We start from the raw sequence: 23924 nt of genomic DNA, 5'->3' as shown, positions 1-23924 counted from the left end.
TTAGTTTATAGAATCAAGTCTTTGTTTGAGCGGTGCAATATACGCTAGAAATTCGGTTTTATATTTATCTGGCAATGCTTTTGCATCCGGTAGTTTTTGACGAAATGGATCGACTTGACGTCCATTTTTCCAAAAACGATAGCACACATGCGGTCCACTGGTATTGCCCGTCATTCCAACTTTTCCTATTACATCTCCTTGTTTAACAAAATCGCCGACATTTACCAAGCGCCTACTCATGTGAAGGTACTGCGTGGAATAAGTGGCGTTGTGCCGGATTTTAACATACTTGCCGTTTCCTCCACGACGAGTAGATTCCACAACTGTACCATTTGCAGTAGCCAAGATTGGTGTACCAACAGCTGCAGCAAAATCAGTACCTTTGTGAGGACGAACTCTGTTCCCATACAAAGCAATACGGCGATTGAGATTGTACCTAGATGAAATTCGACTAAATTTTATAGGACTCTTCAAAAACGCTTTTTGAAGACTTTTCCCACTCAGATCGTAATAGTCAGTGCTAGTTTTAGACTCAGGAGTAATGAAATCAAAAGCATATATAGGTTCGCCTTTGTGTTTAAAATAGGCAGCATCTATTCGCTCAATTCCAGCATAAATACTATCCTCTACAAAGCGTTGTTTATAAATTACTTTAAAACTATCCCCTTTTTGTAGCCTAAAAAAGTCAATCGTCCAGGCATAAATATCATCAGACATATCGTAGATTAATTGAACTGGTAACCCTTGTGCTTCCATCGTTTCTGACAATGAGCTTTCAATGACTCCAAAAGCTTCTTTTTCAACAATTTTAACAGGCTTTCGTTGTTGATAAGCCTTGATGGTATCACAAAACTCAACAACTAAGTATTCAATTTTGTTCTGTTGATAAATAAAAATCAAAGGTTGATCAGAGCCATCTTTTGAAAATAGCATTACATAGGGCTTACCTATTCTTAACTGACGGATGTCAAAAACTTCTTTAGTAGCTTCAGCAATGTAATGGATTTTTGGGTATACGAGCTTATTTTTTTCTAAAATCTCACCAAAACTATCGCCTTTCTTTATGGTATCATAAACTACATTATAATTATTAAAATTATAACCAAATTTATAATTATCAGAAAGGAATGTTGATTCATTTAAAAGGGGCTTAGTCTCCTCATTTGAACACCCTTTAAAAGTATAAAATCCAATAAACAAGATAAATCCGTAAAGGAAAAATTTTAAATTAAATAGTTCTGGATTAATACTAAACTTCATGCCCCCAATTGTCTTTTTCTTTTGCGCTCCAAAGTTCAGGAAAAAATATTCTTTTTTGGTATTTCGGGTGCATATATTTTTGCCAGTTACTTCCACCAGTTGCTTCACCGTCACCAGAGCTTGCTAATATATAGTGTTTTGCAGCGTTAAAATGAGCCATAACCCACGTGATATTGACTGTGTAATCGTAATGACGCATGGCATTTACAAGGGTGTTGTTTTTTTGATCGTCAACAGATAATTCTTTATAACGTGTCCAAAGGTTTTTGGTGTTGTACACTTTCATGAATGTAATAAACTCTTCTTTATATCGTGTCTCGAAATTTGTGAGTAAAATCGATTTTTTACCGGTTTTGAAATCTTTTCCAGCAGCTTGCCAGTAAAGGTGTTCGAAGGCATGCTCAAATGCTGTATCTCTATCAATAGTTTCGCGAAATCGAGGATCAATTAGATTGATAAGCTCCGTTGAAGCAAACTCTATTTTTCTGTATTGTGCACTTTGAAATCCGCTGGCAGGTGTTAGTGTGTGTCTAAATTTATTGTATTGTGCTAGATCCATACCATCCTGCATAATTGCAAATGAGGAGGTCAACATGTCAAAATAACGACTAACACGCATGAGCTTATCAGTGAAAATGTCAACATTTAGGACGGGCATTTCAGCAAGCTGCTGCAGCTCCCACAAAATCATCTTAAAGATTAATTCATTGATCTGATGATAACCAATAAAAACCATTTCGTCAGGGAGTGTAGTTCGTTGAATTTGTAAGTTTAGAAGCGCATCGGTATGAATATAATCCCAATAATTAATCGTTTTACTGTGTAAAAGCCCTTCTAAATATACATTCTTGTCCTGATTTATAGCGCTATATTTATCTTCAAGGGATTGGATTAAGTTTTTTGTTGCGTTATTTTTCATAGGAATATATTAGAGTTGTAATTCAAAGGGGAATTTTAGGCCTTTGAACGCTATCAAATCAGATCGAATAGATCCCACTCGAAGGTTAGCTTGGATTTTCAAAGGTATTTTATTTTTATCTGCACTAACCCAAAGTGTAACACTTTCTTCTTCCTGAAACACACGCCCTGCCATTACATAAGGTCGAAATTTCAAACATTTTACCTTGCCAAAATTAGTTTTTATTGTTTGACGACCTAAAAACTTTAATTTGAATCCAAAGATTTCATCATCAAAAAACATATTTAATTTGACAATATCCCCTTTTTTGATGGTGTTGGTGTCGTAGTGATTTCGCAAATAATAATAAGCAGAAATCATATCTTGAATATTGTCCTGTATGGGCACCGATTTTTTCGTTCCTCTTTTGAGATCGTTTACGTTTGCAACGTTCTTATCATAATCAAATTCAACAATTCTGTTTTTAACATGACCGCCCTCATAAATATCTCTTATAAATTTATAAGGCACTCCCGTTGATTTATCAAAATAGCTTTCGTAACGGTCTTTGACTTTAAAAAACCATTTGAGTGCGCCTGTGGTTTCGCCCTTGCCAACAACACGGTAAACGGGCAAGCCATTGTATGTTGCATTTTTTATATGCAATGTTGCGTTTCCAGCTTTTACCCAGCCGCTGTAGCTGAGCTTAAACTTAAGCCATTCTCCAGCTTGAAAAGAAGATTCGCTTTGGGCTGAACCGAACTTTACGCTCGCAAGAAAAAGGAAGCAAATTAATACTATACGCATCATACCATCTTTTATTGATGTAGATGCAAATTTGCAATTATTATTCCAAATCTAAAAACAATTGAAAAGCATAATGAACAGTTTTATTAAAGTGTTCCTCGATTTGCTTGTTCGCGTTCAATTGATTCAAACAACGCTTTAAAATTCCCAGCACCAAAGCCCTTTGCACCCATCCGCTGTATAATCTCAAAAAATAAGGTTGGTCGATCTTGTAGAGGTTTAGTAAAAATCTGTAATAAATACCCTTCTTCATCTGCATCAACCAAAACAGAAAACTCCTGAAGTTTTGAAATATCTTCCTTCATAAGTTTCATGTGCTTACCAAGACGCTTTGGAATCGCATCGTAGTAAGCCTGAGGAGGGGGTGGTAAAAACTCAACCCCATTGGTACGCAGATGTTTTACTGTAGCTATAATATCGTCTGTTGCCACCGCCAAGTGCTGAACACCACATCCTTCATAAAAATCGAGATACTCTTCAATCTGTGAGCGCTTTTCGGCTTCTGCAGGCTCATTAATTGGAAATTTAATACGTCCATTCCCATTACTCATCACTTTACTCATTAGGGCAGAATATTCGGTATGAATTTGCTTATCATCAAATGATAAAAAATTAACAAAACCCATCACCTCTTCATACCAGTTCACCCAAGTATCCATTTCACCCCAACCCACATTGCCAACTATATGGTCAATAAATTTGAGGCCTGCGCTGGGCGGATTATAATCCGATTCCATTGCAACATAACCTGGAAAAAATACACCCTTATAGTTCTTACGCTCCACAAAAACATGGACAGTTTCGCCATAAGTATAAATCCCTGAGCTAATGATTTGGCCAAATTCATCAGATTGAATTTTAGGCTCAAAATAGGATTTTGCTCCACGCTTAGTGGTTTCTTCGTAGGCCTTGCGAGCATCATCAACCCAAAGGGCAATTACTTTAACGCCATCACCATGAGTTCGCAAATGATCATTTATTGCGGACTTGCTGTTAAGCGGGGTGGTGAGTACTAATCTAATTTTTCCTTGCTGAAGTACATAACTCACTTCATCTTTTGATCCTGTCTCCAAGCCTTTATAGGCTAGAGACTGAAAACCAAAAGCGGTTTTGTAAAAGTGCGCTGCTTGTTTGGCATTGCCGACATAAAACTCTACATAATCGGTTCCTAAAAGAGGCAAAAAGTCTTGCGCACCTTCAAATATTTTTTCAAGACCATAGTCTACAGATTTTAATGTTTTTTTCATAACTAAATTTTGGGTTAAATATTAATTTTCTAACCATGATTTATGGTAATCATCGTCAGCGATTTTGAGGGCTTCGTCAGTAACTTGAAGGGGTTTAAAAGTGTCAACCATTACAGCTAGTTCTTGAGTATCTTTTTGGCCAATACTTCGTTCCATAGCTCCTGGATGTGGCCCATGTGGAATCCCTGCTGGATGCAGAGAAATATGACCTGCTTCGATATCATTTCGACTCATAAAATCTCCATCCACATAATACAAAACCTCATCACTATCAATATTGCTATGGTTGTAGGGTGCAGGAATTGAGTCGGGGTGGTAATCGTACATGCGAGGCACAAAACTACACACCACAAATGCATTAGTTTCAAAAGTTTGATGCACCGGAGGCGGTTGATGAATTCTGCCTGTAATGGGTTCAAAATCGTGAATTGAAAAGGCGTATGGATAATTATATCCGTCGTAGCCAACCACATCAAAAGGATGTGAAGCATAAATCATTTCAATAATTTCATTTTGCTTCTTCAATTTGATAGTAAATTCACCACTTTGATTGTACGTTTCTAACTCCTCTGGCCTGCGAATGTCTCGTTCGCAGAAAGGAGAGTGCTCCAACATTTGGCCAAACCAATTACGGTATCGTTTTGGGGTATACATCGGACTGAAAGACTCAACAATAAAAAGTCTATTATCTTCAGAGTCAAATTGAATTTGATAAATAATCCCTCTAGGAATTAATAAATAGTCTCCGTATTTGAATTCTAAATTCCCATACATTGTGCGCAGCTTACCACTTCCTTTGTGTACAAAAATAAGCTCATCTGCATCAGTGTTCTTGTAAAAGTAATCCGTGAGTGATGACTCTGGCGCTGCTAAAATAATATTGCAATCGGAATTGGTGAGTATAACTGTTCTGCTGTCCAAATAATCTGCTTTTGGGGTGACTTCAAATCCACGTAAACGGTAGGATTGAATGTTATTGGATTTAGAGACTTTTGGGGCAATACTGTATTGCTTAACTATAGATTTGACTTGTGTTGGGCGTTGCTCGTGGTAGGAGTTGGTAGACATTCCATCAAATCCTATGGTGCCAAATAATTGTTCATAATAAAAACCACCATTTGGTTTTTTAAATTGAGTATGCCTTTTGGGCGGAATTTTTCCAAGTTTGTGATAAAATGGCATTTTAAATTTTTTTTGTTAAACAAATAAGCTAAAAAGGAGAATTGTTCGTGCGGGGCACAAGAACTGGCTTATTCAGGATTTCTTTTGATAAGAAAGTGAAGTAACAATAAAAGATCATTCCAAAAAAGAGTCATACACAAATTTAATAAAAAAAATGATACGAGTTAAAACCAGTAGCCTAAATTCACTAGAGCGCCGCTGTAGTCGTTTTCTGGAGACCAATGAAATTTGAGTTCAATCGGGCCAAAAATAGTCTCTAGACCATAGCCTATAGCATAGCCACTATAGTCTGGTATTGAAAGCCATTCTTTAGTTAAAAAAATATCATTCCCTATGTTAGTAAAGTTACCAGAAATATTAATATGGTGGCGCTTATAAAACTCGTAATCAATATTAAAATGAGCTTTCAAATAATTATTTCCTGATAGACTAAAAAAGTCGTATCCGTAGAAGGTTCTGTTGTAATTAATTTGTTGATGTGTATAACCACCTAATCCAAAATTAAGTGAAGGAAATTGTTCGTTACCAATCATAAAACCGCCTTCTGAACCAATAGAAATAGATAAGTCTTCAGTAACAGTAAATGCTTTTAAAACATTTGCTTTTAAAACAGAGAACTGACTGAAGTCATTAAAATTTGATGCGCTTAAATATAAATCCATACCGCCTTCAAACAAAAAACCTGTTGATGGAAAAAACGGGTCGTCAATTGTATCAAATTTTAAACGGGTATTAAAAAAAGAAAGGTTTGAATCAACTAATTGATATCTATCACTTGGAAAAGTTGGAACTAGCGAAGAACTACTTGAATATATGTTTAAGCGTTTGAACGTCAAACCTAGTTTGAAGGAAAAATCTTTTTTAATGAGTGTTTCTACAAAGAAGCTTCCGCTAAAATCAGAAAAGGCTGTGGGGATTCTGTTGCTCATTGACTCTGGTAGAGCGTTGTCAAAAAACAACGGATTTATATCATACCTAAACCGCATATATTTGGCATTAAGGCCTATGCTCCAATAAAACCCTTTGTCAATGTAATAGTCAAAATTTATGCGCGAATTATCACCTAAAACAAAATCTAAAGACAATACATCATTTTTGATGAGAAATTGTTTTTTTGTGAAGTTTAAAAGAACGGAGCTTTTGAGAACTTGATCATAATGTATTCCAAATTTTAAAAAACTTGTATTGGTGGTTTCTTTTATTGTCCCTCTAAAGTCATATCCAAAGTCTTTTGATAAAGAAAAGTCGTAACGAAAGCGGTCAAAATTATTTGTTGCCAATAAGTTGTTTACGCCGTTATTAATATTATCAAAACTCAACACCTCATTTGGACGAAAACGCAGTTTCCCAGCAATGTATGCTTTTGTGTACTTTTCATTGCCAGTGATTTTTATACTATTTATTTTCAAGCTGTCCAAAACAGGGGGATGATAATAAGGTTTTCTGAAATTTTGTTTGCTTGCAATAGCGCTTAAATTGTCTAAGAATGGTGCAACAGAACGTTCTCCTATTTGAATAATTTCTGCTCCTTTATTAAATGAAATAATTGAGTAATCGTCAACATCAGGTTCAATGTAAATATCAGTCAATTGAATCTTTTTTTGCATGGACTCAATAGATCTAAAATTACTGATTTGAGTCAAAATTTCCGAAACCGATTTGATTTCTTCTTTGGTCAATAAATCATCTTGAACATTCACTCCAATAATCAGATCAACGTCTTTTGTCTTTAAAATCTCGATAGGGTAATTATTAGCAATTCCACCATCCATCAGCAATTCGCCATCATATTCCACTGGTTGAAATAGCGTTGGTAGCGCACTACTAATTGAAATTGCTTCAGCAAGATTGCCTTTATCTAACAGAACCTCTCCCCCAGTTTCCATATTTGTAGCTACGCAATAAAATGGAATTGGAAGTTGACTGAAGTTCGTTATTTCTCGTTCATTCATTGTCAATTTGGTAAACAAATTGAATACGTTTTGCCCTCTAGAAATAGAAGAAGGCAATTTAATTTTAAAGTTATTTAATGGTAAAGATGCGGCGTACTTTTCTGAGTTTCTTCGTTCCTGAAAAGTCTTTGATGCTCGTGGCACTTTATCCCCCAATAGAACATCTATATCAACTTCTCTAAAAATAGAGTCCAACTGCATTGCGGAGTAGCCGGATGCATATAATCCACCTACAACTGCACCCATACTTGTTCCAGCGATGTAATCAATACGCACCCCCAAACTATCTATAACTTTCAAGACTCCTATATGTGCCAAGCCTTTGGCGCCACCACCACTCAAAACTAAACCAACTTTGGGATTGTCTGTTAAAGGTTCTTGAGCAAAGCCTAGGCTGCAACAAAATAAAAGGATAATATAAAATTTGGATGCAAATTTCATTTTTTATTATTGTAAAAATTATAAATTTTTTGGGCTTTTGATTTGCCTACAATGTGTTCTAGTTCGTCTAACTTTGCAAAAGAAACTCTTTGTGCCGATTTGAACGCTTGGAGCAACTGTATACGTGTTTTATCCCCAATTCCTGGAATTGACTCTAACTCCGATTTCAATGCAGACTTGCTGCGCCTATTGCGGTGATGTTCTATGCCGAAACGGTGAGCTTCATTCCTTAACTGCTGTATGATTTTCAATGTTTCACTTTTCTTGTCTAAATATAAAGGAATTGGGTCATTTGGATAAAATAATTCCTCTAATCTTTTAGCAATTCCAATAATTGCGATTTTCTCTCTAAGCCCTAGCTCATCTAAGCTTTTTAAAGCTGCGGATAGCTGTCCTTTACCCCCATCAATAATGATAAGCTGCGGAAGAGGTAGACCCTCATCTAAAAGACGCTTATATCTTCGGTATACAACCTCAGTCATTGATGCAAAGTCATCAGGTCCTTCAACAGTTTTTATATTAAAATGTCGGTATTCTTTCTTGCTTGGTTTTCCATTTTTAAAAACTACGCAAGCTGCCACAGGGTGTGTTCCCTGAATGTTTGAATTGTCAAAACACTCAATGTGTGTTGGCGCTTTGTCAAGACGAAGATCGGACTTCATTTGGTTCATAATACGTTTGGTGTGCCGATCAGGATCTGTAATTTTAATCTGTTTTAGCTGTTCTAAACGCTGATACTTTGCATTACGTAAAGACAAGTCTAAAAGATGTTTTTTATCACCAAGCTTCGGAATGGTTACTTTTAAATTTGTGGATAAATCAACCTTAAAAGGCACATAAATTTCATCAGACTGAAGTTTGAAGCGATATCTAATTTCTGTAATGGCTAGACTCAAAAGTTCGGGGTCTGGTTCGTCCAGCTTTTTCTTTAATTCCATAGTATGGGCACGAATGATAGCGCCATGGGAAACTTGTAAAAAATTAACATATGCATAACGCTCATCACTTACAATACTATAGACCTCAACATCGCTAATTTTTGGATTCACAATAGTTGACTTTGATTGATAGTTTTCTAAAATGGAAATCTTTTCTTTAAGAACTTGGGCTTCTTCAAACCTCAAGTCTGCTGACAACGTTTTCATTTGGTTTTTAAAAACAGAAAGTGAGTTCTTGAAATTCCCTTTTAAAATCTCTCTTACAGAAGCAAGGTTTTGCAAATAGTCCGCTTCAAATTCTTTCCCCTCGCAAGCTCCTTTGCAATTCCCTAAATGAAATTCTAAACAAACTTTATATTTTTGGTTTTCTATTTTATCCTCAGCCAAATCATAGTTGCATGTTCTCAAAGAAAAAAGACCTTTGATAAGATCTAATAAAGTATATACCGTTTTAATACTTGTATATGGCCCAAAGTATTCAGACCCATCTTTTATGACTCGCCGAGTTGAAAACACTCTAGGGAAACGTTCTTTTTTAATACAAATCCAAGGGTAAGACTTGTCATCCTTTAAAAGCACATTATATCTCGGTTGGTATTTTTTAATTAAATTATTTTCCAACAACAATGCGTCTGTCTCTGAGGCTACAACTATGTGTTTAATTGCACGAATTTTCTTAACCAATACATTGGTCTTGCCATACTCATGCTCTTTATTAAAATAAGAGCGAACTCGTTTTTTTAAGTTTTTGGCCTTTCCAATATACAGAATAGTATCCTTGGCATCAAAAAATTGATATACTCCAGCTGTATCTGGGAGTGTTTGTAGTTGGATTTCAATCTTCGAACTTGTCATTATTCCAAAGGTATACTAATTCTTAGTATAGTAAAAATCGATTCCACATTTTTAGTATCTTGTCCAAAAATTAGTGATATTTAGCACATGAATATTGTCATTTTATCAAGAAATAAAAATTTATATTCCACCCGTCGATTAGTTGAGGAAGCTGAAAACAGAGCACATGATGTTGAGGTGATTGATCCATTGAATTGTGATTTGATTATTGAAAAAGAAAAACCCACAATTTACTATAAAGACAAGTATTTAGATTACGTAGACGCTATTATTCCAAGAATAGGTGCATCGGTCACTTTTTATGGGTGTGCTGTTGTACGTCAATTTGAAATGATGAACGTGTTTTCTACTGTTTCTTCTGATGCTATTATTCGTTCAAGAGATAAACTCAGAAGTTTTCAACACCTATCCAAAGGTGGCATTGATATGCCAAAGACAGTTTTTACAAATTATTCAAAAGATGTGGAGGAGGTTATTGAACATGTTGGGGGCACTCCAGTAGTTATAAAACTGCTTGAAGGGACTCAAGGTCTTGGTGTTGTTTTGGCCGAAAGTAAAAATGCTGCTGAATCAGTGTTAGAGGCTTTTAATGGGTTACAAGCTAGAGCGTTAGTACAAGAATATATAGCTGAAGCCAAAGGAATAGACATTCGAGCACTTATTGTTGACGGACAAGTTGTAGGTGCGATGAAAAGAATAGGTAAGCCTGGAGAATTTCGCTCGAATTTACACCGCGGAGGAACTTTTGAATATTACCGAATGACAGAGCCCGAACTAAAAATTGCCATCAAATCTGCTCGGCAACTAAAGCTTCCTATATGTGGTGTTGATCTTTTGCAGTCCAATCGAGGACCATTGATAATGGAAATCAACTCTACTCCTGGCCTAGAGGGAATAGAAGGCGCCTCAGAAAAAAATATTGCAAAAGCCATCATTACATTTATTGAACGAAATAGACGCTGATGAATCAACATAACTCTGTACTACATATTTTAGGTGAGGCTGTTTCTGCTGGTGAATCCAAAGAGATTAACTTCCATGTGGCAAAATTGCATACGCGAACTCGAGTCGATGTCCCCGTAATTATTAATCGATCCAAAAAGCCTGGTCCAGTTGTATTGTTCACCGCTGGTATACATGGCGATGAAGTTAACGGAGTTGAAATTTTAAGGCAACTCATAGCAAAGGGCATCAATAAACCAAAAAAGGGAACAATCATCTGTATTCCAGTACTAAATATTTTTGGGTTTTTAAACAAAACACGAGAACTTCCGGATGGCCGTGACTTGAATCGTGTTTTCCCTGGCTCAAAGACAGGCTCACTTGCTAGTCAAGTCGCTTATAAACTCATGACCGAAATTGTCCCTCAAGTTGATTTTATTATAGATCATCACACTGGAGGCGCTGGACGGTTCAATGCCCCACAAGTCAGAATCGTAGCAGGCGTTCCCAAACTTAAAAAATGGGCAAAAGCATATGGAGCTCCTTTTGTTGTTTACTCAAAAAAAATACCGAAGTCTTTTAGAAGTGCATGCGATAAGCTAAATATACCAATTTTACTTTTCGAAGGCGGAAAATCGTACCATATCGATTCTAGAGTAACCAATACGGGAGTCAATGGCGCTAAGCGCATCTTACATCACCTTGGTATGTTAGGTGCAAAATTTAAGGTTTCAGCTCCTAAAAAAGAAATTGTTTTCATCAAAGACAGTAAGTGGATTAGAGCGAAAGCGTCTGGGATGTTCCGCCCCACAATTAAGCTAAACTCCAAAGTTGAAAAAGAATCTGTATTGGGATATATAACAGATGCCTATGGCAAATTCAATCAATCAATAAAAGCTGACTGTGCTGGTTATATTATTAATATTAACGAAGATCCAATTGTTTACAAAGGGGATGCTCTTTTTCATTACTCCACAAAATTTAGTTTATGAACAAGAGCGATTTAAGAACAATCTACAAACACAAACGAAAATCGTTAACCCAATCTGAAATTGATAGGCTGAGTTTGAAAATTGCCAATCAAACCCTAAAGCTACCAATATGGGAAGCTTCTTTTTATCATCTATTTTTGACAATCAAACCACTAAAAGAGGTTGAAACTGAGCCACTTATGAGTATTTTATTTGGTAAAGACAAACATATTGTCGTTCCAAAAAGTGATATTTCAAGCTGTGAAATGACGCATTTTTTACTAAGCGACAATACTATCATTAAGCCAAATATTTGGAATATTCCGGAGCCTCAGAATGGCATTCAAATCCAACATTCACAACTTCAAGTCATATTTGTACCCCTTTTGGCTTTCGATCAAAAAGGACAACGAGTTGGATATGGTAAAGGGTTTTATGATTTGTTTTTGAAGTCTTGTCCCAAAGCGATTAAGATTGGGCTTTCATTTTTTGGTGCTGTGGATGAAATTGAAGACAAAAGCACACAAGATATTCCACTCGACTACTGTATTACGCCAAATCAGGTTTATCAGTTTAATTAAGGTTTTACTTTGAACTTGAATTTCTCTGATTATAAACCAACAAAAGACCAACTCCTGTGCTAATAGCTACATCGGCAAAATTAAAAACAGGATTAAAAAATGTAAAATATTCTCCTCCTACAAAAGGTATCCAATTTGGTAAATATCCTTTGAGTATAGGAAAGTGCAGCATATCAACTACTTTTCCATGAAAAAGAGAACCGTAATAGTTTTCGCTAAAAAAAGAGGCTTTTTGACCTAAACTATCATCAAAAATAACGCCATAAAAAACAGAGTCAATAATATTTCCAAGTGCCCCCGAAAAAATCAATGCTAAAGCATAAATTAAATGATGAGCTGATTTTTTTTTAATAGTTGTATACAGCCAACAACCAATTGCTGCAAGGGCAACTAATCTAAATAATGTGAGAACTAATTTAGCTGTTTTGTCGGAAATATGAGCAGAAAAGTCACTGAGCTTAGCACCCCATGCCATGCCGTCATTCTCAACAAAAAAAATTTTAAACCAGTCAAAAACCACAAGCTCCTGCCCAAGCTCAAAATGGGTTTTGATGTATATTTTGGTGACTTGGTCTACAAATAAAACTAAAAGAATAACAATAAGGACATTCTTTTTTGACATCCTATCGCTGCATATTCTTCGCTTCAATACTTAAAGTCGCATGAGGTACTAGCTCCAAACGCTTTTTGTTGATGAGTTTACCTGTAACTCGACAAACTCCGTATGTTTTATTTTGAATTCTTATAAGTGCATTCCTTAAATCACGAATGAATTTCTCCTGACGAATAGCCAATTGTGCATTAGATTCTTTACTCATGACTTGACTTCCTTCATCAAATGCTTTAAATGTTGGCGAGGTATCCTCTGTCCCGTTATTTAAATCATTCATATAGGCGCTTTTAATAAGTTCTAAATCATGCTGAGCCTTCTCAATTTTCTTTTGAATCAGGGCTTTGAATTCTTCAAGTTCATTGTCTGAATATCGGTTAGTTTTTTCCATAATCAGCGTATTTAATTGTGTTTTTTAATAAATAACTTGGTGGAAATATCGTCAAAATCTATCTCTATTCCCTCATCAAGTTGATTAACTTCGTGTAATGTATGTGTTAGTGTTTCTACTTTAATATAATCTAAATTGGTTTGGATGGCTTTGTGCATGCTCGTTTCATGCACTAAAAATACATCTATGTGGTCTGTGAGTTCAAATCCTGAATCTTTTCTTAAATTCTGAATTCGATTCACCAGCTCACGAGCTATACCTTCCTCTCTTAAGGATTCAGTGATAGTAACATCCAGTGCCACGGTCACTGCACCTTGATTAGCCACAAGCCAACCTTCAATATCTTGTGATGTAATTTCTACATCACTGAGTTCCAATGTACTAAATTTTCCGTTAATTTCAACCTCTAAATGACCTTGTTTTTCAATTTCTTTTATCGCATCTGCATCCAAGTTCTGTACAGCAGTTGATACAAACCTCATGTCCTTACCAAACCTAGGCCCTAATACTTTAAAATTGGGTTTAATTTGTTTAACTAAAATATCTGAGGCATCTTCTAGAAGTTCGATTTCTTTAATATTAACCTCATGCTTAATGAGGTCAGAAATTGCCAATATTTCTTCCTTTTGTTCAGCAGACGCTACAGGGATCATAATTTTTTGCAGGGGCTGACGTACTTTTATTTTCTCTTTTGCCCTAAGGGATAAAACTAACGAAGATATCAATTGAGCTTGAGCCATTTTACTTTCAAGAGCTTTGTCGATCATCACAGTATTGGCCTTAGGGAATTCTGCTAAATGAACACTCTTAAAGGCTTCTTTGCCCGTATGCTGAATAAGATCCAAATACAAACGATCCATATAAAAAGGAGCAATTGGCGCACCTAGTTTTGAAATAGTAAGCATACAAGTGAATAACGTCTGGTAAGCAGATATTTTATCCTTTTGATAATCTCCTTTCCAAAAACGTCTCCTGCTGAGTCTAACAAACCAATTACTGAGGTATTCCTGTGTAAATTCTGATATTATTCTTGCGGCTTTTGTAGGTTCATAATCCGCATAATATTCATCTACTTTTGTAATGAGGGTGTTAAGCTCAGATAAGATCCAACGGTCTATCTCAGGACGTTCCGCTAGTGGTATATCAGTTTCCGTATATTTAAATTGATCTATGTTTGCGTAGAGGGTGAAAAAGGAATAGGTATTGAACAAAGTGCCAAAAAACTTTCGCTTGACTTCCTCAATTCCTTCAATATCGAACTTCAGGTTATCCCACGGATTAGCATTACTAATCATGTACCAACGAGTAGCATCGGGTCCATAGGTGGCCAATGTTTCAAAAGGATCAGTCGCATTGCCTAGACGTTTCGACATTTTTTGCCCATTTTTATCTAAAACTAATCCGTTTGAGACAACATTTTTATACGCCACAGAGTCAAAAACCATAGTACCAATAGCATGTAATGTGTAAAACCAACCACGTGTTTGGTCAACTCCCTCAGCAATAAAATCTGCTGGGAAGGCCTTGTTTTCATCAATAAGATTTTTGTTTTCAAATGGGTAATGCCACTGAGCGTAAGGCATGCTCCCTGAGTCAAACCAAACGTCTATGAGATCACTTTCCCGGTACATTGGCTGTCCAGAAGGGGACACAAACACAATAGAATCCACAATATTTTTATGCAAATCTATTTTAGAATAATTTTGATCGGAATAGTCATCGACTATGAAATCATCAAAAATATCCTTAACCATTAATCCAGCCGCCACAGATTTTTGCATTTCGTCTTTTAGTTCTTTTACAGAGCCGATACAAATTTCTTCTTTTCCGTCTTCAGAACGCCAGATAGGCAATGGAATACCCCAATAACGCGAGCGTGAAAGATTCCAATCATTGGCATTGGCAAGCCAATTACCAAAACGCCCTTCACCCGTACTTTTTGGCTTCCAATTGATGGTCTGATTTAAATCAAACATGCGTTTTTTAACTTCACTGATTTTTATAAACCAAGAATCTAAAGGATAATATAAAATTGGCTTATCGGTACGCCAACAATTTGGATAACTGTGTTTGTATTTTTCAACTTTAAAAGCTTTATTTTCAATCTTAAGCTTGATCGCCAATTCTACATCTACAGATTTTTGTGGCGCTTCACCTTTGTGATAATATTCGTTCTTGACGTAACGCCCAGCAAAGTCTTTGACTTCTTTTCGAAAACGACCTTGCAAATCTACTAAAGGAACCAAATTATCGCTTTCATCTTTAACTAAAAGTGGAGGTATTTCAGGTGTTGCTTGCTTTGCAGCTATGGCGTCATCAGCCCCAAATGTAGGCGCTGTATGTACGATCCCTGTTCCGTCTTCTGTTGTTACAAAATCGCCTGCTATAATACGAAACGCATGTTCTGGATTGTCGTTGGGCAAAGCATACTGAAGCAGTTGCTCGTATTTAACACCTACTAAATCCGCACCAAGAAAAGATTTTATCTCTAAAAAAGGAATTGTTTTGTCTTCTTTATTGTAGTTCTCTAATTCCTCTAAAGATTCAACTTGGCTAAATTTTCCAGAAAATTGTTTCCCAATCAAAGCTTTCGCCAAAACTACAGTTATAGGCTCAAATGTATATTGATTATACGTTTTTACAAGAACATATTCAATTTTTAAACCAACAGTTAGAGCCGTATTACTAGGAAGTGTCCACGGAGTTGTTGTCCAGGCCAAAAAATGAATTTCTCCTTGGTTTTGTAAGCATTCAGGGAGAGATTCCTGTAGCGCTTTAAATTGAGCAACAACAGTGGTGTCCGTAACATCTTGGTAAGTTCCTGGTTGATTCAGCTCATGCGAGCTAAGCCCTGTTCCGGCTTTGGGAGAATACGGCTGAATGGTGTAGCCTTTGTATAATAAGTTTTTGGTATAGATTTCTTTCAACAACCACCAAACACTTTCCATGTATTTAGGGTCATAAGTCACATAAGGATCGTCCATATTCACCCAATACCCCATTTTTTCGGTAAGGTCATTCCAAACATCAGTATAACGCATTACCGCTTTTCTACATGCAGCATTGTAGTCTTCAACAGAAATTGTCTTGCCGATATCTTCTTTTGTTATGCCTAGCTCTTTTTCTACGCCCAACTCAATTGGAAGCCCATGTGTGTCCCAGCCAGCTTTTCGTTTGACTTGAAATCCTTTCATGGTTTTGTAGCGCGGAAAAATATCTTTTATGGCACGTGCCAGAACATGGTGAACACCTGGTAGCCCATTAGCAGATGGCGGGCCTTCAAAAAATACATACGGTGTTTGGCCTTCCCGAGACGAAATACTTTCTTCAAAAATTTGATGTTCTTTCCAATAGTCCAACAGCTCATCTGCTAGCTTAGGTAGGTTTAATCCTTTGTGCTCCGGAAATATCACGCTCATGCTTATACAATTAGTCCGCAAAATTACTAAATTTTAGCCTAATTGTTATGTGTTAAAATGTGTAATTTGATTGAGTCCCAGTTCACTAGCGTGTATAAATAGATTAGGCTCTAATATTAGATTACAAAAAGTAAAACATTAAACCGATTTTAACGGATTTTAATTCTAATTCATCTTGATCAACATAGGCATCTCTAAACATAGGATTTAACCCATAATACAAGTATCCATTCCAATTGTTGTATCCTAAACTAAGTGTCAAACCATATTGCCAAGGATTAAGGTTTAGATGGTCTAATCTTGTTCTCCCCGCACTGTTTTCAAAAAGGTAATTTGACGCAAAAACATAGCTAGCCTTAAACCCGGCGTATATTCTCCAAAATTTATATTCTTGAGGACTTGATGTGCGCCAACGAAACTCGAGTGGAATCTCAATCCCGTGATGAGAAAATCTATTTTTCTTGAACGAGTTGGCATTTACAATTTCATACTGAAAAACATCAGCCAATTTAGTAATCTTAATATTTTCAGAATATGTATTGAACGCATAGCCTAATCCAAGGGCAATTGCAATTGTACGTTTGGAGTTGATGGGAAAATCTCTAATGAACCCCAATTTAAGTCCTGGTGAAAATCCGGATTGACTGAAACTATTTGGTGTATCTGAAAATGTATTATAGGTAAGTCCAAAATAAAATTGATCTTCTCTGTACAATGCGTCAGAGTCGCCAATAGTGGTTTGTGCCCAAAGACCCATAAAATGAATTAAAAAAAAGCCCGTAATGATTGTATATTTCATAAGGAAAAGATTCAAAAAATTAAATGTACAAAAAAAGGCATTCAATATTGAATGCCTTTTTTTAAATGAATAAAATAGTTGGTGAAATTTAATTCATATTAGAAGAAACATCTCCAACACCAGTTGTATAGTTTATTTTTAATGCATTAACTTTTCTAAGTTCTTGCTTAACATCACCAACAATACCCATATTTGCTTCTCGATCCACCTTAAGTGCTATCGTTAAAAAAGGGATTAATTCCTCACGCAAAGCAGCTCTTTCAGCGCTTACAAATGCACTAACCTCAGATAGAGAGGCAAATTGATCGTTGAGCTGTATACGGGCTTCTGATCCAAATTTTTCGTAACCTGAACTTGGTTTACCCATGTATATATAACTCACTGGATTTTTCTTGTCTAGTTTTTCAACCTGATTAGCTACGGGAAGTGAATTTTGTATTTTTAATGAGTTCTCACGCATCACAGTAGCAACCATAAAGAAGAACAGCAACATGAATACAATATCTGGAAGAGAAGCTGTAGAAATTGCAGGAAGTCCTCCGTCTTTTTTCTTTTTAAATTTTGACATCTTTTGTTTTATTTAAATAGTGAAACTACTACTGTACCTCCGATAGTTTTTGAGGAAACTCTAACTTGATTTGATCAATCAATGCTTTGAGTTTCTCTTTGTTTCCAACAAATCGAGCATCTTTATAATTTTTTTGCATTTCTACAAAATTCATATCTCTGAATCCTCGCCCTGGACCAATTTCTAATGCGCGTCTGTTTCTTAAAACATTGTAAGCAGCAACCAATTCATTTTGTACTGATATATATGCAGCATACGATGTTTCGCGTTCGTTTTTCAAAGATATAATTGCTTTATCAGGGTTATCAGACGAAGAGGGGTCTTTTTTACCTTGACAATAATCGCATGTTTTATCGCCATTATTATCCAAAAACTCTACGGCAGCAACGCGCAAGTCGTCAATTTCCATGAGTTCATCTTCAACGAGCAATTGATCTTTTCCGTTTAATAATACCGTGAATATATTTTTCTGCTTGATAATTGGTGGTTCTATTTCTTCCATTGGTGGAAGTTTTCGATTGATGCCCGAATCCTTTTCTATGGTCGTTGTTACCAAGAAAAATATTAACAATAAAAAAGCAATGTCGGCCATTGAGCCTGCATTAACTTCTGGTGCAGATCGTTTAGCCATAATTACTTATTAAGAGTTTTTTTAATACCGAAGACCAGCATTGTAAGAGCTGCAACAAACCCTAAAGTATAGAACAAATATAGTCCCGCTCCAACAAGCTTAGATTGTCCTTCTGTAAGGATAGAGCCGTCTTTTAGAACCGTTTCTGTTCCAGAAGCAATGAAATAACAAATTAGAGCCACCACTAAAAAAGCACCAACTGAGATTAGTGTATTTCTTAATCCTACTGAATTTGATACCAAGTTGAGGACAGTAAAAATCACTACGGCCAAAACAGCAACAGCTAATATAAAATAAGCTACATACATAAAAGTACTTACACTCGTTGAGGCTTCTCCAGCTTTAATTGCATCATCACCTGTAGAGATGATACTTATAAGAAAAACGATAGACAGGACTCCTATAACTGCAGCTACAATCTTTAATAATTTTTGTAAATCCATAATTATTTATTTGATTTAGTATGAGTTATGTAGAGTTATTTTTTGTTCTTTACAAGTATATCCATCAATGATATAGAAGCGTCTTCCATGTTATTTACAATGCTATCAATTTTTGCTATAATATAGTTGTAAAAAATCTGTAATATAATTGCAACGATAAGACCAAATACTGTTGTTAGAAGTGCTACTTTAATCCCTCCAGCAACAAGCGATGGCTGCATATCTCCAGCAGCTTCAATTTTATCGAATGCTTGAATCATCCCAATTACAGTTCCCATAAAACCAAGCATTGGCGCCAAAGCAATAAACAATGAAATCCAGGAAACGTTCTTTTCTAATTGTCCCATTTGAACACCACCATAAGCAACAACGGCTTTTTCAGCTGCGTCTAAATCTTCATTGGAACGATCAAGACCTTGATAAAAAATTGATGCAATTGGCCCTTTGGTGTTTCTACATACTTCTTTAGCGGCTTCCACACCCCCAGAAGCTAGTGCTTCTTCTACATCTTCAGTTAACTTTTTAGTATTTGTTGTTGAGAGGTTCAAGAAAATAATTCTTTCGATTGCTATGGCTAATCCTAAAATAAGACATAACAAAACGATGCCCATGAATCCAGGACCACCTTCAATAAATCGTTTCTTAAGTTCTTGATGAAATCCTAAAGACTCTACTTGTTCAGCAGAAGCATCATCTTGAACTGGACTAACAATTGTTGTTGTCGTTGTGTTCATGTTCGTGTTTGTACTTGCGTATACAGACCCGAATGCCATCGTTAGGGCGATAGCTAGAATTGGAAATAATTTTTTCATTGTTCTATTCTTAAATTTATAAATATTAGTGTTTTTAATAGGTTGCTAAAGATATAAAAAAAAATACACTAGAAAAATAAAATTTAACTGTGAATCTATTTTAACAACCTCTATAATCTTACCTTTTGAATAACAGAGATTTGTATCCCAAGCATTGCAGAGAGGAAGGGATTCGAACCCTCGATACGCTTTTGGCGTATACACACTTTCCAGGCGTGCGCCTTCGACCACTCGGCCACCTCTCTAGTTTCTTTTTTTAAAAGAGATCAAATAAATAAAAAAATGTTTACTTGTGAAAGTAAAACTCTCTTAATTTTCGGTTAATTCTCCACGTAAAGATGTTTCAAAAACCAATTGAAACATTCCCTTTACATCTCTTTTACCAAGCAAATACATCAGCTTTGTGATAGTGGCCTCGGTAGTCATATCTTTAGCCGAAATCACCCCCATATCGCGCATCTGCTTGCTGGTTTCATAATGCCCCAGCTGCACCATTCCTCCTGAGCACTGAGTTACATTAATGATGTGAATGCCCTTAGAAATTGCACTACTTAACAGATCTAAAAACCACTTTTCAGTAGTGGCATTACCCGAGCCATAGGTTTCCAAAACTACCCCTTTTAGATTTGGGGTTTCTAAAATAGATTTTAATGCTGCCTGCTGAATTCCAGGGAAAAGTTTAATTAAAGCAATATTAGTGTCTAAAGACGTATGAACTTTCAATTTGTCCTGTGTGAAATTTTTTAACAATAAATCGTGTTGCACCTGAAGCTTTAATCCCGATGTGACTAGGGGTGGGAAATTATAGGAAGCAAAGGCTTCGAAGTGGTCAGCATTTATTTTTGTAGCTCTATTGCCTCTGTATAATTTATACTCAAAATAAAGCCCAACTTCTCTTATTACGGGCGTGTTGTTCTGTTGTAAACTGGCCAACTGTATAGAGGTAATTAGGTTTTCTTTGGCATCTGTGCGCAAATCCCCAATAGGCAATTGGGACCCTGTAAAAATCACTGGCTTGTTCAAATGTTCAAGCATAAAACTCAAGGCTGATGCCGAATAACTCATAGTGTCACTCCCGTGAAGCACTACAAACCCATCATATTCTGTGTACTTATTTTCAATAGTTTTAGCCAAATGTATCCAATGTAAAGGATTCATATTAGACGAATCGATTGGAGTATCAAAAGATAAGGTGTCAATTGAACAGTTTATTAGCTTGAGCTCGGGAATACTTTTTAATAAATGCTCAAAATTGAACGCTTGAAGCGCCTCGGACTGTGCATTTTTAATCATTCCTATGGTACCTCCTGTGTAGATCAATAATATGTTTGCGCGCATGATATTATACTTTAAAAATATCCCTTGAGTTTTGAGTGGTTATTTTGGCAATGTTCTCCTCACTTTCTTCATAAATAAAAGATAGTTTTTTTAAAACCTCCATAATGTAAGCACTTTCGTTTCGTTTACCTCTGTAAGGAACAGGGGCCAAATAAGGAGCATCGGTTTCCAAAACAATGTGCTTAAGATCGATTTGTGATAAAAACTGATCTATTTTTCCGTTTCTAAAAGTCACAACTCCTCCGATTCCTAGTTTCATATTGTAAGAAATAGCTTGATGTGCCTGCTCAATTGTTCCTGTAAAACAATGAAAAATACCGAATAAATCTTCTGATTTTTCTTCTTCTAAAATTTCAAAAACTTCATCAAATGCTTCTCTACAATGGATTACTATTGGGAGTTGATAATGTTTCGCCAATTGGATTTGAGCCCGAAAAGCATCCTGTTGCTGTTTTAAAGTTGTCTTATCCCAATACAGATCAATTCCAATCTCGCCAATGGCTACAAATGTTCGAGATTCCAGAGCTTTTTTAACATGCTCTAGCTCGGCCTCATAATCTTCTTTTACATGAGTTGGGTGTACCCCTGTCATCAAAAAGACAAGTTTTGGGTATTTGCGCTCCAAGGCATACATTGCCTCTGAATAAGTAGAGTCAATGGCTGGTACAAAAAAACGAGATACTCCTGCTTGAAGTGCCCTTGAAATCATCTGTTCTTGGTCTGCTTCAAATGATTCGCTATACAAATGCGTATGGGTGTCCGTTATTATCATACTACAAAAGTACAGATTTGTATAGTATATTTGTTTAAAATATTTAGCAGCCTTGACAAATAAACACTCAATTGAGAAGATTTTAACTGAAAATAATTTTCACAAGACAAAACTTCACTTTACTTCAAGCAACCACTACAAGCTTATTGCAAAAATTAATGGCGTAAAAGGGTGGTTTATTTTGGATACTGGTGCTTCTACAACCTTTGTAGCTAAAGATTTATCAAAAAAATACAAGCTTGATTATAAAGAAACAACAATTAAAGCTAAAGGCGCTGGTCCTGAACATATTGATGCTAATCTATCTAAAAATAATCGAATAAATTTAGGCAAATGGCAATGGAAAAACTGCATCATCGCATTGATAGATTTGAGTCCAATCAATACGGCATTTGAAGCTGTAAATCTAGCTGCAGTAGATGTCATCATTGGGGCTGATGTATTGAAGAATGGAAGCGCGGTGATCGATTATGACAAGAATTATCTATACATGAAATAAAAAATCCCACCAATGGCGGGATTTTAATTTATACTATTTATACCAGACTAGTCTTGTACTTGGAAAGTAATCGGTAAAGAATAAGGTACTATTACTGGCTTTCCTCTTTGGCGACCGGGTTTCATTTTTGGCAGCATGTTGATTACTCTAGCTGCTTCTTTTTCTAACCTAGGGTGTGGTGCCCTTGAACGTACACCGGTAACATTTCCGTTTTTATCAATTTTAAAAATGACACTTATTCGCTGGCGCCCAGAAAGCCCTAAGTCGCCTGCTAAATCTGTGTTGAACTTACGTTGAACAAACTTCGCGATTTTGTCGGACATGCATTTTCTTTTATCAGCGTTTGAACCGCGCTCGCATCCAGGATATTCTGGAACATTCTCTATAACAGCAAAAGGAACCTCAACATCTTCTATGACTTCCTCGACTTCAACGTCTTCGACTTCCATGATCTCTTCCTCTTGATCAGTTTCTGTTGATTCGATCACTGTTTCTTCTACTTCTTCCTCATCTTCTACAACTTCAATGACTTCAGGTGCCGCAGGAGGGGGAGGTGGTGGCGGTGGTGGAATAATTTGTTCAATGATAGGGATTTCCTCGTCAAGTTCATCGTCTAGATTAAGTTTTCCAATGTCGATATTAGATTTGTCGTACGTTTTGTAATTAAGAGTAGAGTACGTTAAAAACAACATCAATGCCAAGCCAACAGCGAAATAGATTGAGCCATTTCTACTGACATCTGCTTTTGGGTTTTTCTTTGATTCCATTGTGTATTATAATAAGGGGGTTAAATTAATTAAAAAAAATAAAACTACATAAACGTTTGGAGCTTTTTAACAACAGTTTGTTTTTTCCATCGCAAAATGATAACCATTGTCAAAATTCCAAGCGTGTTTGCAAAGAGATCTTCTACATCAGACACTCTTGAGTATGGCGTTATACTTTGTAAAAGCTCAATAATTGTGCCAAATGTGAAGGCCAATAGGGCTGCATATAATAGACTTTTGTTTAGTGCTAGCAAATAAAATGATAAAAAAAACAAAAAGCAAAGCACTGCGTAGGCTGCAAAATGAAAAATTTTATCTTGATGCTTTATACTGAACGCGGCTTCAGTGTTTATTTCTACCAAACTCGCAACGGCTAAGCAAATTGCATAACCAATAGACAACAGGTGGATCAGCGATTTTTTAAACACCTATTAAAGCTTTATAATCATCGGCAGACATCAACTCCTCGAGATCGGCTAGGTTAGAACATTTAAGCTTTATCATCCAGCCAGCTCCGTAAGGATCGTCATTGACTTTTTCTGGTTCATCTTCTAGCGAATCATTAAATTCAATAATTTCTCCAGCAACTGGAAGGAACAAATCAGAAACAGTTTTTACGGCTTCAACCGTACCAAAAACTTCTTCAGCTTCGAGGATCTCGTCCAATGTATCTACTTCAACATAAACGATATCCCCTAGTTCGCCTTGAGCAAAATCAGTAATCCCAATCGTGAGTATATCGCCCTTGGCGCTAACCCACTCATGGTCTTTGGTGTATTTTAATTCATCAGGTACATTCAT

Annotated in this window: 24 protein-coding genes and 1 tRNA gene; 4 read left to right on the top strand and 21 right to left on the bottom strand. The window is 36.2% G+C overall.

Annotation, left to right across the window (positions count from 1 at the left end):
• From FORMA_RS06760 to uvrC, 7 genes are all read right to left on the bottom strand, one after another.
• Positions 1–1260, bottom strand: a complete 1260-nt coding sequence (locus FORMA_RS06760) for a peptidoglycan DD-metalloendopeptidase family protein (RefSeq protein ID WP_083236572.1) — start codon at positions 1258–1260, stop codon at positions 1–3.
• Positions 1250–2179: a tryptophan 2,3-dioxygenase family protein gene (locus FORMA_RS06755; RefSeq protein ID WP_069674943.1), complete on the bottom strand. Its 930-nt coding sequence runs from the start codon at positions 2177–2179 to the stop codon at positions 1250–1252. Before FORMA_RS06755 ends, FORMA_RS06760 begins: the two co-directional genes overlap by 11 nt.
• A gap of 9 nt (positions 2180–2188) precedes the next feature.
• Entirely contained in the window at positions 2189–2968 is a 780-nt protein-coding gene (locus tag FORMA_RS06750) for a DUF3108 domain-containing protein (protein ID WP_069674942.1), read from the bottom strand.
• Positions 2969–3051: 83 nt separating this feature from the next.
• Positions 3052–4212, bottom strand: coding sequence for a 4-hydroxyphenylpyruvate dioxygenase (hppD, locus tag FORMA_RS06745; protein ID WP_069674941.1), 1161 nt, complete (start codon positions 4210–4212; stop codon positions 3052–3054).
• Between the two features lie 21 nt (positions 4213–4233).
• Positions 4234–5394, bottom strand: coding sequence for a homogentisate 1,2-dioxygenase (locus tag FORMA_RS06740; RefSeq protein WP_069674940.1), 1161 nt, complete (start codon positions 5392–5394; stop codon positions 4234–4236).
• Positions 5395–5558: 164 nt separating this feature from the next.
• The gene (locus FORMA_RS06735) at positions 5559–7787 is read right to left on the bottom strand and encodes a patatin-like phospholipase family protein (protein ID WP_069674939.1); all 2229 of its coding nucleotides are present in this window, start codon (positions 7785–7787) and stop codon (positions 5559–5561) included.
• Positions 7784–9580, bottom strand: coding sequence for an excinuclease ABC subunit UvrC (gene uvrC, locus FORMA_RS06730; RefSeq protein ID WP_069674938.1), 1797 nt, complete (start codon positions 9578–9580; stop codon positions 7784–7786). The genes FORMA_RS06735 and uvrC overlap by 4 nt, the downstream gene beginning before the upstream one ends.
• 87 nt (positions 9581–9667) lie before the next feature.
• Here uvrC and rimK point away from each other — a divergent pair, with 87 nt between their 5' ends.
• The 3 genes from rimK to FORMA_RS06715 are packed head-to-tail and all read left to right on the top strand — an operon-like array spanning position 9668 to position 12074.
• Complete coding sequence (gene rimK / locus FORMA_RS06725) at positions 9668–10543, top strand: 30S ribosomal protein S6--L-glutamate ligase (protein WP_069674937.1); 876 nt, start codon at positions 9668–9670, stop codon at positions 10541–10543.
• Positions 10543–11514, top strand: coding sequence for a succinylglutamate desuccinylase/aspartoacylase family protein (locus FORMA_RS06720; RefSeq protein ID WP_069674936.1), 972 nt, complete (start codon positions 10543–10545; stop codon positions 11512–11514). Before rimK ends, FORMA_RS06720 begins: the two co-directional genes overlap by 1 nt.
• The gene (locus tag FORMA_RS06715; RefSeq protein ID WP_069674935.1) at positions 11511–12074 is read left to right on the top strand and encodes a 5-formyltetrahydrofolate cyclo-ligase; all 564 of its coding nucleotides are present in this window, start codon (positions 11511–11513) and stop codon (positions 12072–12074) included. The genes FORMA_RS06720 and FORMA_RS06715 overlap by 4 nt, the downstream gene beginning before the upstream one ends.
• Positions 12075–12078: 4 nt before the next feature.
• Here FORMA_RS06715 and FORMA_RS06710 read toward each other — a convergent pair whose 3' ends face one another.
• The 11 genes from FORMA_RS06710 to FORMA_RS06660 form a co-directional block, all read right to left on the bottom strand.
• Positions 12079–12696, bottom strand: a complete 618-nt coding sequence (locus tag FORMA_RS06710; RefSeq protein ID WP_069674934.1) for a lipoprotein signal peptidase — start codon at positions 12694–12696, stop codon at positions 12079–12081.
• A 1-nt stretch (position 12697) separates the two neighbouring features.
• The gene (locus FORMA_RS06705; RefSeq protein WP_069674933.1) at positions 12698–13075 is read right to left on the bottom strand and encodes a TraR/DksA family transcriptional regulator; all 378 of its coding nucleotides are present in this window, start codon (positions 13073–13075) and stop codon (positions 12698–12700) included.
• Positions 13076–13086: 11 nt separating this feature from the next.
• Positions 13087–16494 carry an isoleucine--tRNA ligase gene (gene ileS / locus FORMA_RS06700; RefSeq protein WP_069674932.1) on the bottom strand — a complete coding sequence of 1136 codons (3408 nt, stop codon included), beginning with the start codon at positions 16492–16494 and terminating at the stop codon, positions 13087–13089.
• Between the two features lie 121 nt (positions 16495–16615).
• Positions 16616–17293, bottom strand: a complete 678-nt coding sequence (locus tag FORMA_RS06695; RefSeq protein ID WP_069674931.1) for a porin family protein — start codon at positions 17291–17293, stop codon at positions 16616–16618.
• Positions 17294–17381: 88 nt separating this feature from the next.
• Positions 17382–17861 carry an ExbD/TolR family protein gene (locus FORMA_RS06690; protein ID WP_069674930.1) on the bottom strand — a complete coding sequence of 160 codons (480 nt, stop codon included), beginning with the start codon at positions 17859–17861 and terminating at the stop codon, positions 17382–17384.
• Positions 17862–17889: 28 nt separating this feature from the next.
• Positions 17890–18492, bottom strand: a complete 603-nt coding sequence (locus FORMA_RS06685; RefSeq protein WP_069674929.1) for an ExbD/TolR family protein — start codon at positions 18490–18492, stop codon at positions 17890–17892.
• 2 nt (positions 18493–18494) lie between these two features.
• The gene (locus FORMA_RS06680; RefSeq protein ID WP_069674928.1) at positions 18495–18935 is read right to left on the bottom strand and encodes a hypothetical protein; all 441 of its coding nucleotides are present in this window, start codon (positions 18933–18935) and stop codon (positions 18495–18497) included.
• Between the two features lie 35 nt (positions 18936–18970).
• Entirely contained in the window at positions 18971–19747 is a 777-nt protein-coding gene (locus FORMA_RS06675; RefSeq protein WP_069674927.1) for a MotA/TolQ/ExbB proton channel family protein, read from the bottom strand.
• Positions 19748–19904: 157 nt separating this feature from the next.
• A tRNA-Ser gene (locus FORMA_RS06670) sits at positions 19905–19992 on the bottom strand.
• Positions 19993–20056: 64 nt separating this feature from the next.
• Positions 20057–21085, bottom strand: a complete 1029-nt coding sequence (locus FORMA_RS06665; protein ID WP_069674926.1) for an asparaginase — start codon at positions 21083–21085, stop codon at positions 20057–20059.
• Between the two features lie 4 nt (positions 21086–21089).
• Positions 21090–21857, bottom strand: a complete 768-nt coding sequence (locus tag FORMA_RS06660) for a TatD family hydrolase (RefSeq protein WP_069674925.1) — start codon at positions 21855–21857, stop codon at positions 21090–21092.
• Positions 21858–21909: 52 nt separating this feature from the next.
• On the opposite strand from FORMA_RS06660, the gene FORMA_RS06655 reads away from it, so the two are divergent.
• The gene (locus FORMA_RS06655) at positions 21910–22356 is read left to right on the top strand and encodes a retropepsin-like aspartic protease (protein WP_069674924.1); all 447 of its coding nucleotides are present in this window, start codon (positions 21910–21912) and stop codon (positions 22354–22356) included.
• 47 nt (positions 22357–22403) lie between these two features.
• Here FORMA_RS06655 and FORMA_RS06650 read toward each other — a convergent pair whose 3' ends face one another.
• From FORMA_RS06650 to gcvH, 3 genes are read right to left on the bottom strand one after another with little or no spacing between them, the layout of a single operon-like run.
• Positions 22404–23123, bottom strand: a complete 720-nt coding sequence (locus tag FORMA_RS06650) for an energy transducer TonB (RefSeq protein WP_069674923.1) — start codon at positions 23121–23123, stop codon at positions 22404–22406.
• A 44-nt stretch (positions 23124–23167) separates the two neighbouring features.
• Positions 23168–23551 (bottom strand): VanZ family protein, encoded by a 384-nt coding sequence (locus FORMA_RS06645; protein ID WP_069674922.1) that lies wholly within the window; start codon positions 23549–23551, stop codon positions 23168–23170.
• The gene (gcvH, locus tag FORMA_RS06640; RefSeq protein WP_069674921.1) at positions 23544–23924 is read right to left on the bottom strand and encodes a glycine cleavage system protein GcvH; all 381 of its coding nucleotides are present in this window, start codon (positions 23922–23924) and stop codon (positions 23544–23546) included. Before gcvH ends, FORMA_RS06645 begins: the two co-directional genes overlap by 8 nt.

Origin of the sequence: Formosa sp. Hel3_A1_48 (assembly GCF_001735715.1) — a bacterium.
Classification (GTDB): Bacteria; Bacteroidota; Bacteroidia; order Flavobacteriales; family Flavobacteriaceae; genus UBA3537.
The sequence above is the reverse complement of the archived record's forward strand: the minus strand, read 5'-3'. Positions and strand labels throughout refer to the sequence as shown.